We start from the raw sequence: 2,473 nt of genomic DNA, 5'->3' as shown, positions 1-2,473 counted from the left end.
ATCAGAAAATTAACTCTCTCTGAAACATCCATATAATCATGCTTTTGACCCTCAAGGCTCTAGAACAGATGAAACAGGATACCTCAAGGGGATACATCATTCGTTGTCTAGCGTTCTTTGTAGACGATTCTAATGCTACTAGGGGAAACGTTTAAAATTCTAAGGAATTTGAATAATAATAACTAATAAGATTAACTTATCTATTAGTTGAGAAGCAATACTTTCATGATAATAAAATAGTTGACATTACTTGTTACAGGTAATATAATTAGTATATAAATAACTTGTAACAGCTTAATGAATATCAAGCATAGCTCAGAAATTAGAGAACTAATATCATATTTATTAGATATCTATGGTGAGTTTAATTGTCCTAAATGTGACGATGTTATTGGTCACGGAGTTTTATATCTTGATGATGAAAGTATTAAGTGTTCTTACTGTTTATATGAACTTGAGTTACAGGAGTTAATGTCTCACAATGAAGATAAAACCAGTGGGTGGTAGAGGGCAAAAAGCTCCCTATAACACCTGTGTAATGCGTGTCCCTGAACCAATAGCGGAACAAGTACAAGCTCTAATTGATGAATACAGACTATCAATAATGTCTGATAAAGTAGAAGACAAGGATAGCTTTATTATCATTAAAATTTCTCAATTGAATAGCTTGTTTAGTTCTATTTTAAGACAACGCAAAAGTGCTAAGGTATCTTTTGAAAAATTAGAAGATAAATTGGTAAAGTTATATTCACTATTTAAACACACTAATTAATACTTGTAACAAGTAATTATTTTGTTGACAATTGTAAGTAATCTTGTTAGTATTAAAGTGTACCTGGCAATGAGTTCCTAGCCCGTTTCTTATCCAGGTGGCTCGAGACATACTCGATTAGTACATTCCCACCTTGTTGCATTCGTGTTTAGGAGGTGGGGGTTGCTATCTGCTTTAAAAGATTCTATCAGCGCAACAAAAATAGCTCTAAGAGACGTGAAAATATAAATTATGACCTCTGCATCAAGAGATATGTTTTGAGCAGGATAAACGGGCTATCGAGAGGGGTATGGGGGGAAACGTCCCCCCATTCCGCTTTCACAGAGTGCTGCAGAAGTGTTCTTCCCCTCAACTGTATATACGGTTGTTACCAACAGAATTTAGTTAAAAATAAATAACCAGTACAAAATTACAAGCTGCACTACTAAAAGTCATTTGTAGACTGAATTAGAGGTTAGCTTGTTATGTGTGCATTGAGAACGGCACAATCAGGCTTACAAGAGGATTGTTTTGTTCTTACTGTACTAATAGTAAATAAATTAGACTTATTTATTAATAAGATTACATTTGTTTTTCTTATATTACATTCTGGAACGTATATATAATCGGTATTTGAGCTTAGCTAGTATCCATAGTAGTATTGGCGTACAAGCTAGAGGGTATTTCTAAAGATAAAAGAGGGGTTTTCTAGAACCCTGATTATATAAGGCTTTCAACCCCCTCCTTTACATCACAGATGATGTAGGTTTACACTTCCTGTGATGTAGGTAATTATTCATTTTCAACGTATCATGGAAAATCAACAACGAGAAACAGTAATCAAACACGATAAGGATTCTAAAGTGTATGTAATTAATTCAACTAGGAATAAAGGAGTGTATAACGGACAAGGCTTCTCAGTTCTATTTCAAAGGGGCGTGGAGCGTCTGATTAGCGATGATGTCTTAAAAGGAAACGATAGGATTGTTTTATTGGCCATGGTCAAATATATGACTTATCACAATTATTTCAAGATGTCTGTCAGTGAACTTGCAGGGAGAATTGGAAAAACTCAACAGGTTGCTGCAAGATCAGTTAAAAAGTTAATTGAATGTGATTATCTAAGATTAATTGGTACTGAAAAGCAAGTAAAGATATACATGGTAGATCCAAACTTCGCTTATAAAGGTAATGATAAACAATGGCACAAGACATTAGACTTTTGGGAACAGTTAGGAATAGCTAAAGAAATTCAGAATGAATTAGATTAATTTAGCTAATCCTAAATATAAAACTTTTAGAGATGAGTAGAATATTAATATATTTTGCTCATTTTTTAATAATTAGAGACAAATTAACATTGTATATATATAATAACATATAATGCCCAACAAATAAGTAGTAACCAGTTACTTATTTATTGGGACTTCACCTACTTACCGAATTAAATAGGAGCCTAACTATTATACCAGCAAAATGTACAGATTACTCATTAATTCTAGGCTATTGTGAAATCATAGACATAATTAATAGCAATAGAGTGTTATTAGAATCAGCTATTCCTTTAATAGAAGGAAATGGCGATTTTGTTATGAATAATGAGAGAAGAAAACAATCCGCTCTTGTCTTAATACAGTTATTCTTATCAGAACTTGATAAGTCAATTCAAAACTATTCTAAGCTTAGACAAAGTAGTAATACTTATGATAGCTAATAGCTGAT

2 protein-coding genes are annotated in these 2,473 nt (G+C 32.6%); both read left to right on the top strand.

Features of this window, described 5'->3' with window-relative positions; all coding sequences use genetic code 11:
• The first annotated feature begins 481 nt into the window (after positions 1-481).
• On the top strand, positions 482-772 hold the full coding sequence (locus P9B04_RS20520) for a hypothetical protein (RefSeq protein WP_342056829.1): 291 nt from the start codon (positions 482-484) through the stop codon (positions 770-772).
• Between the two features lie 791 nt (positions 773-1,563).
• Positions 1,564-2,022, top strand: coding sequence for a helix-turn-helix domain-containing protein (locus P9B04_RS20515; RefSeq protein WP_342056828.1), 459 nt, complete (start codon positions 1,564-1,566; stop codon positions 2,020-2,022).
• Positions 2,023-2,473 lie beyond the last annotated feature (451 nt).

The organism is Crocosphaera sp. Alani8 (assembly GCF_038442745.1).
Classification (GTDB): Bacteria; Cyanobacteriota; Cyanobacteriia; order Cyanobacteriales; family Microcystaceae; genus Crocosphaera.
This window is presented reverse-complemented; position numbering and strand designations above follow the sequence as displayed.

What these genes read in the sequence shown, in the direction of transcription:
- P9B04_RS20520 (WP_342056829.1), top strand. Translation starts at nt 482, where the DNA reads ATGAAGATAAAACCAGTGGGTGGTAGAGGGCAAAAAGCTCCCTATAAC.
- P9B04_RS20515 (WP_342056828.1), top strand. Translation starts at nt 1,564, where the DNA reads ATGGAAAATCAACAACGAGAAACAGTAATCAAACACGATAAGGATTCT.